A 6913-nucleotide genomic window follows, 5' to 3' on the forward strand; every position below is an offset into this window, starting at 1 on the left:
AGCAGAAAGGGTTATTGGCGCATAGCGCATAGTCCTATTCTAGACAAAACCCTTAATAATGTTTATTGGCTCCATCATGGGTTAGTAAATCTATATGAACGATATACAAAACTACGTCAGACTTAAACTGAACCGCCGTATACCGAACGGTATGTACGGTGGTGTGAGAGGTCGGAGGCTAGGCGCCTCCTCCTACTCGATTTGTTTAAAAAAGCCAATGGTCTCCTCTTACAACCATTTTACTTTTGGTTCAGTTTTATCGATTATTCGTTTGATGTTCGCACGGTGGCGGTAAAAGATGAAAATCGTTAAAATGCCAATTACAATAATAAGAGCCCAATCATCGGTATGAAACACTAAGCTGTAAATGAGAGCTAGTAGACAAGCAATCATGGAAGATAGTGAAACATATTTGGATATGTATAAGGATATAAAGAATATGATAAGGACAATAAGAAAAAATAATGGTTCATATGCGAGGATAACACCAGCCGATGTTGCGACTGCTTTCCCACCCCGAAAGTTTGCAAAAATAGGGAGCATATGACCGATTACTGCAAAAAGTCCGGCTAGCAATAGATTCATTTCCACGCCTAGCATTAACGGAAGAAAAGTTGCTAGAGTCCCTTTAAGTATATCCATGATAGTAACGGTTAGCCCTGCCTTGACACCAAGTGTCCGGAAGGTATTTGTCCCGCCTAGATTTTTACTGCCATGCTCCCGAATATCGATTTTGTAAAAGGTTTTTCCGATTATTAGACCGGATGGAATCGAACCAATCAAGTAGGCAGACAGTAAAGTGATAAATGTAAGCATTCTATGACCCTTTCTTTAAAGAAAAATCTTCTTATTTTATCTCGGTTAACAGGCTGAATGTTCCTTTTTATCGATATTGGACGTGGAGGAACAGCTAAAACAGCCTTTAAATACCTGATAAGCTCCTCTTATTGTAACATTTTCGTGACAAAATGGTATGGTTGTCCAAAAAAAATCCTCTAAAAAAAGATTTTTACTTGATGAACATACAACATTTGATATACGTTTATGTTCATATAGGGTGGAGAGGTTTATGAATTCGTTTTTTCGTAAATATAAGATATGCGGGTTACCTATAGTGTATAAATTGATGCAATACGTGGTAGTCTGTATGAAAATAAAGGAAGTTAAGAGAGACTTACCTTTTCGAAGCAAGTTATTTCTTGTATAATTGTTTTTCTTAATAATGGTAATAGTCAGCTTTTCTCTGTAAAATATCCATGTTGAGGAATACTTTATGCGTAAGAATACATTTTATTATAAAGGGGATTGATAAAAATGATAGAAAATCCAAGCAGAGAAGAAATGGGTCAGATGTTAAAGAAATCGAAGCGCATTGCTGTTGTGGGATTATCAAATAACCCCGAGCGTACTTCTTATATGGTATCAAAAGCAATGCAGGATAGCGGATATGAAATCATCCCGGTAAATCCAGCTGTAACTGAAGTGCTGGGCGTTAAGGCCGTAAAAGCACTTAAAGATATTGAAGGACATGTTGATATCGTCAATGTTTTTCGCCGTTCTGAATTCCTCCCGGGGATTGCAAAAGAATTCGCAGAAATCGATGCTGATATTTTTTGGGCGCAGCTTGGGGTTGAAAATGAAGAAGCTTATGATTATCTAAAAGAAAAAGGTTATACTGTCATCATGGATCGATGTATAAAAGTTGAACACGCCCTTACGAAGTAATTTGGAAAGAGCGGATTTTCCGCTCTTTCTTAAAGGTATCGAAAGTTTCATCCGAAGAAATCCAATAATGCCTAGCTATGACTGGATTTGGAGAATGTGGGGGCATATCGATCATTTTAAAGAATAATTTAAGCGAAATAGTAAAAGTGTATTTGCCAAATGAAAAATTACCGCTACAATTAGAACGGTAGCTAAGATACGTTTACAAAACTAACAAGTTCTAACGGATGGTGCTAACGCTAATAAAAGGGACTAAAAAAATAGAACACTTGTTCTTTGTTCGTGAAAGTATTATACTTTTTGTATGATTATCAACGTATGAATTATTTTGTAAGAGCTAGAGAGTCATTTCATTGCAGTATGATTTGGCCCGGAAATTGTGTTTAGTAAGGAAAGGGGAATTTCTGTGGCAAAGAAAGTAAAAACAATCGAGTACAATGATGATGCAATTCAGGTACTGGAAGGACTTGAAGCGGTCAGAAAACGTCCCGGTATGTATATCGGCAGTACTGATGCACGTGGACTTCATCATTTAGTGTACGAGATTGTAGATAACTCCGTAGATGAGGCTTTGGCTGGATATGGAGACCAGATTAGTGTGAAAATACATAAAGATAACAGTATAAGTGTGACAGATAAAGGGCGTGGGATGCCCACTGGAATGCATAAATTGGGGAAACCAACACCTGAAGTCATTTTGACGATTCTTCATGCAGGCGGTAAATTTGGACAAGGCGGATATAAAACGAGCGGTGGCCTTCATGGTGTGGGTGCCTCTGTCGTTAACGCATTGTCTGAATGGCTTGTCGTGACGATTAAAAGGGATGGCTTTGTTTATGAACAACGGTTTTTCAAGGGAGGAAAACCGGAAACGACCCTAGAGAAAATTGGAAAGACCAACCAAGTTGGGACGAAAATCCATTTCAAGCCAGATCCGAAAATTTTTTCGGTTACGACTTTTAATTATGATATCCTCTCTGAACGTCTACGCGAATCAGCCTTTCTTTTAAAAGGCATGAAAATAGAATTGACGGATGAACGTAATGACCTGCATGAGACTTTTCATTATGAAAACGGAATTGAAGCTTTTGTAGCCTATTTAAATGAAGAAAAGGAAACCCTTCATAGTGTTATTAGCTTAGAAGGAGATCAGAATGGGATAGAAGTCGACCTGGCTTTTCAATTTAATGATGGGTATTCAGAAAATATTCTAAGCTTTGTAAATAATGTTCGTACAAAAGACGGCGGTACCCATGAGATTGGCGCAAAAACGGCTATGACACGGGCATTTAATGATTATGCTAGAAAAATGGGTCTGCTTAAGGAAAAAGATAAAAACCTCGAAGGTACCGATATACGAGAAGGCTTATCTTCAATTATTTCTGTGCGTATCCCTGAAGAACTTTTGCAATTTGAAGGACAAACCAAGAGCAAGCTTGGAACAAGCGAAGCCCGTTCGGCTGTTGATTCAATCGTGTCGGAGCACTTGGCTTACTTTTTTGAAGAAGATCCGACTACTAGTGCACTGTTGGTGAAAAAATCAATTAAAGCATTTCAGGCACGCGAAGCTGCTCGTAAAGCGCGTGAAGATGCAAGAAGTGGGAAGAAACGGAAAAAGTCGGATGCCATTCTTTCTGGTAAATTGACACCAGCTCAATCTAAAAATCCTGAGCGGAATGAATTGTATCTTGTGGAAGGGGACTCTGCAGGAGGATCCGCAAAACAAGGCCGCGATCGCCGTTTTCAAGCGGTACTGCCATTACGGGGTAAAGTTATCAATACAGAAAAGGCAAAACTAGCGGATATATTTAAAAACGAAGAAATCAATACGATTATCCATGCTATCGGTGCAGGCGTCGGGGCCGAGTTTAATACCTCGGACACTAATTATGATAAAGTGATTATCATGACTGATGCCGATACGGATGGCGCCCATATCCAAGTGCTGCTGCTGACATTCTTTTACCGCTATATGAAGCCGTTAATTGAGGCAGGTAAGGTATTCATAGCCTTGCCGCCGTTATATAAAGTGAGTAAAGGGACCGGGAAGAAAGAAGTCATTGAATATGCATGGAGTGATGATGAACTTCAGGGAGCGATAAACAAGGTGGGGAAAGGCTATATGATTCAGCGCTATAAAGGGCTGGGTGAGATGAATGCCGATCAATTATGGGATACGACAATGAACCCGGAAACCAGAACATTAATACGCGTGAAAATCGATGACGGTGCGCGTGCAGAAAGACGTGTGACAACGTTAATGGGAGACAAAGTGGAACCACGCCGTAAATGGATTGAAACCAATGTCGCTTTTGGTCTCGAAGAAGAATCGAATATTTTAGATAATGAAAATATGTCGATTGAAGAGGAGGTCAATAACGATGGTATTTGAGGAAACGTTTCGTGATTTGCCGCTTGAAGAGGTTATTGGAGACCGTTTCGGGCGTTATAGTAAATATATTATTCAGGATCGAGCACTTCCAGATGCACGGGATGGGTTAAAACCGGTACAGCGCAGGATATTATATGCGATGTATGTAGAAGGAAATACACAGGAAAAAGGATTTAGAAAATCTGCAAAAACAGTCGGAAATGTAATTGGTAACTATCACCCTCATGGAGATTCTTCGGTTTACGAGGCGATGGTACGGATGAGCCAGGACTGGAAGTTGCGTAAAGTCATGGTCCAAATGCACGGAAACAACGGTAGTATTGATGGAGATCCGCCTGCTGCAATGCGATATACAGAAGCAAGGCTTTCATCAATTGCATCTGAGATGTTACGTGATATTGAAAAACGAACTGTTGATTTTGTCCCGAATTTTGATGATACCTCAGAAGAACCTATCGTATTACCTGCGATGTTCCCTAATTTACTTGTTAACGGCTCGACAGGAATTTCTGCAGGCTATGCAACGGAAATTCCTCCGCATCAATTAGGTGAGGTCATTGATGCTGCTATAATGCGAATTGATAATCCAGAAGCAACAGTAGCAGAATTAATGACGGTTATTAAAGGTCCGGATTTCCCTACAGGTGGTATCATTCAAGGAATTGAAGGTATCCGTAAAGCCTATGAAACAGGTAAAGGGAAAATCATAATTCGTGGCTTGGCTGAAGTGGAAACAATCCGTGGTGGTAAACAGCAAATCGTCATCACTGAAATCCCTTATGAAGTCAATAAAGCGAACCTTGTTAAGAAAATGGATGAATTCCGTCTTGATCGGAAAGTAGAAGGTATCGCAGAAGTACGTGATGAAACTGATCGTACAGGTTTACGTATTGTAATTGAACTGAAAAAAGAAGCAGATGCAAATGGTGTCCTGCATTATTTATACAAAAATTCAGATCTTCAAATTGCATACAATTTTAATATGGTCGCGATTTATAAAAAACGACCAACGTTAATGAGCCTTCCAAAAATGCTCGATGCGTATATCAATCATCGTAAAGAAGTAATTGTGAACCGTTCCCGTTATGAATTGCAAAAAGCACATGACAGGGCACATATTGTCGATGGTTTAATGAAAGCACTGTCCATTTTAGATGAAGTTATTGCTGTCATCCGTGCGTCTAAAGACAAACGTAATGCTAAAGATAACCTTATCGCTAAATTTTCTTTTACAGAAGCCCAAGCAGAAGCTATTGTATCCTTACAATTATACCGCTTAACAAACACAGATATTACGGCTCTTGAAGAAGAGGCAGCGGAGTTGAACAGTAAAATTGAGGAATTGACCAAAATCCTAGGTAGTGAAAGGGTACTTCTCCAAGTAATAAAAAAAGAATTAAGATTCATTAAAAAAGGGTTTGATGACGGACGCCGCTCTAAAATTGAGAAAGAGATTGAAGAAATCAAAATCAATCTTGAAGTCTTGATCGCGAGTGAAGACGTTATGGTGACAGTGACGAAAGAAGGATATGTCAAACGGACGTCCTTACGATCGTATTCAGCATCAGGCGGGCTTGATTTTGGTATGAAAGATTCCGATCGAATGCTCCAGCGGCTGGAAATGAATACAACAGACGTTCTGTTGCTGTTTACTTCCAAAGGTAATTACCTTTATTGTCCAGTTCATCAGCTTCCTGATATTCGCTGGAAGGAAACCGGCCAGCATATCGCGAACATCATTCCTATTGATCGAGAAGAACAAATCATAAAAGCGATTCCAATCAAAGACTTTACCCTGCCGCAATTCTTAGTGTTCGTCACGAAAAACGGTATGGTGAAAAAGACTGAACTAGCTTCCTATAAAGCACAGCGGCATTCGAAACCGCTAGTTGGTGTCAATTTAAAGGGCGATGATGAATTGGTTGATGTCCATCATACAGATGGTCAGGCCGAGCTTTTCCTAGTCACTCATAATGGCTACGGTTTATGGTTTGATGAAGAAGAAGTAAGTGTCGTTGGAGTCCGTGCAGCAGGAGTTAAGGGGATTAATTTGAAAGAAGATGACTATGTTATTGGCGGCAAGGTTTTAGCTAAGGATAGTAAAGAATCAATTCTGATTGTTACCCAGCGCGGAGCCATCAAGAAAATGAAATTAACCGAGTTTGAAAAAACTGGCCGTGCAAAACGCGGGGTCGTGGTCTTGAGAGAATTGAAATCGAATCCACATCGGGTCATTGGATTTGAAACTGTCAATAAAACCGACAGTCTTTTCATTCTTTCTGAAAAGGGCATAATCGAAACAATCCATGCTGCTTCATTAAAAAATCATGATCGTTACACGAATGGATCTTTTGTTTTTGATGAAACTGTAAGTGGAAAAGCGAAAGAATTGTGGAAGATATCTTTAGAAGATGAATCTGCTTTAGAGTCGTAAATAATTTTTTTATAAAAAGGGATGCTGACAATAATCAGCATCCCTCAGTTTGTAGACAAAAGGGGTTCGGAATTATAAAATTCCGAACCCCTTTTGAGATTCCCTTTGAATTTTGGCCCAAGGTTAAGATATTGGGGCTCTACGAGCCCACTCTGTTAGGCCATTTTTGGACCTTGCCATGTCCAATTGGCCATCTTCTTTAAATTAATGGCAGCGAAAGTAAGCATCGCCTGCATCGACAATTTTTTAAGTCCCCTTAAAGTAGTCCAACGCATACCATGCTTTTCTTTTGCATCTGCGAATACACGCTCAATCGTTTCTTTACGTTTCGCATATATAGGTTTTACATCTTGATGAGTACG

Annotated in this window: 5 protein-coding genes; 3 read left to right on the forward strand and 2 right to left on the reverse strand. The window is 39.6% G+C overall.

Features of this window, described 5'->3' with window-relative positions; translation table 11 throughout:
- Positions 1-228: 228 nt before the first annotated feature.
- Positions 229-816 (reverse strand): glycerol-3-phosphate 1-O-acyltransferase PlsY, encoded by a 588-nt coding sequence (gene plsY / locus AKG34_RS09655; RefSeq protein WP_053345884.1) that lies wholly within the window; start codon positions 814-816, stop codon positions 229-231.
- 498 nt (positions 817-1314) lie between these two features.
- On the opposite strand from plsY, the gene AKG34_RS09660 reads away from it, so the two are divergent.
- The 3 genes from AKG34_RS09660 to parC all read left to right on the forward strand — a co-directional run bounded on the left by AKG34_RS09660 (position 1315) and on the right by parC (position 6551).
- On the forward strand, positions 1315-1725 hold the full coding sequence (locus AKG34_RS09660) for a CoA-binding protein (protein ID WP_053345885.1): 411 nt from the start codon (positions 1315-1317) through the stop codon (positions 1723-1725).
- A gap of 406 nt (positions 1726-2131) precedes the next feature.
- On the forward strand, positions 2132-4117 hold the full coding sequence (parE, locus tag AKG34_RS09665; RefSeq protein WP_053345886.1) for a DNA topoisomerase IV subunit B: 1986 nt from the start codon (positions 2132-2134) through the stop codon (positions 4115-4117).
- Positions 4107-6551, forward strand: a complete 2445-nt coding sequence (gene parC / locus AKG34_RS09670) for a DNA topoisomerase IV subunit A (RefSeq protein WP_053345887.1) — start codon at positions 4107-4109, stop codon at positions 6549-6551. The genes parE and parC overlap by 11 nt, the downstream gene beginning before the upstream one ends.
- Positions 6552-6706: 155 nt before the next feature.
- On the opposite strand, the gene AKG34_RS09675 is transcribed toward parC, so the two are convergent.
- Positions 6707-6913, reverse strand: a 207-nt coding sequence (locus AKG34_RS09675) for a transposase (RefSeq protein ID WP_053345888.1), incomplete at its 5' end; no start/stop codon positions are given.

This window comes from Peribacillus butanolivorans (assembly GCF_001273755.1).
Lineage (GTDB): Bacteria > Bacillota > Bacilli > Bacillales > DSM-1321 > Peribacillus > Peribacillus butanolivorans.